Origin of the sequence: Methylobacterium sp. E-041, from assembly GCF_022829665.1 — a bacterium.
In the GTDB taxonomy this organism is placed as follows: domain Bacteria; phylum Pseudomonadota; class Alphaproteobacteria; order Rhizobiales; family Beijerinckiaceae; genus Methylobacterium.
This window is the reverse complement of record NZ_JAKSYQ010000102.1, coordinates 1-313: the sequence shown is the minus strand read 5'-3', so window position 1 is coordinate 313 and position 313 is coordinate 1. Positions and strand designations below refer to the sequence as shown.

Annotated in this window: 1 protein-coding gene; it reads left to right on the top strand. The window is 66.1% G+C overall.

Annotated elements, in window-relative coordinates; genetic code table 11:
- Window positions 1-313: HAMP domain-containing protein (locus MKK70_RS09905; protein ID WP_243947335.1), on the top strand; the 313-nt coding region annotated here is incomplete at both ends.

Below are 313 nucleotides of genomic sequence, written 5' to 3'. Positions count from 1 at the left end.
TTCGACACCCTGCGCGAAAAGCTCGCCGTCATCGAGACCAAGCAGGACGATGCCCGGAACGCGCTGAACGATCGCGTCGCGGAGGCGCAGCGGACCGCGTTCCTGACCCTGTGGGGCGCGGCCCTGATCACGCTCCTGATCCGCATCGGGCTCGGGATGGCCATCAACCGCGTGATCGTCCGGCCGCTCGGGCGGGTGATGACCTTCGTCGAGCATGTTGGCGAGGGCGACCTGACAGGTACACTCGGGGAAGGCGGCCACAACGAGATCGGTCGCTTGAAGCGTACCCTTAATGCGATGGTAGCGGGGCTGG